This is a genomic window from Pseudomonas sp. JL2, assembly GCF_031570495.1.
Lineage (GTDB): Bacteria > Pseudomonadota > Gammaproteobacteria > Pseudomonadales > Pseudomonadaceae > Aquipseudomonas > Aquipseudomonas rhizophila.
Window position 1 is genome coordinate 1 of sequence record NZ_JAKUDH010000081.1, and the last position, 329, is coordinate 329.

Consider the following 329-nt stretch of genomic DNA (forward strand, 5'->3'; position numbering starts at 1 on the left):
TTGCTGGCGATCCGTTACCCCGACGGTAGCGAGCATCGGTTTACCCGCAATCAACTGGGCCAACTGACCGAAGAAACCCTGCCTGACACGGGGCGCCGGTGTTTTTCCTACGACGCCCTGGGGCGTTTGCTGACCCGCCAGGACGAACACGGCGCCCTCACGCACTACCAGTGGGACGCGGTGGGCCGGCTGCTCGAAACCACCTTGCCGGGTGGTGCGACCCGCGCCTGGCACTACAACGCCTACGGCAAGGTCACCGCCGAGCGCGATGAGCTGGGGCGGACCACCCGCTATGAATACGCCGACGACCTGCACCTGATCAGCCGTCG

The 329-nt window shown here is 66.0% G+C and carries 1 protein-coding gene; it reads left to right on the forward strand.

The window, feature by feature from the left end:
- The coding region (locus MKS85_RS28840; RefSeq protein WP_310663260.1) for an RHS repeat domain-containing protein at positions 1–329 on the forward strand (329 nt) is incomplete at both ends.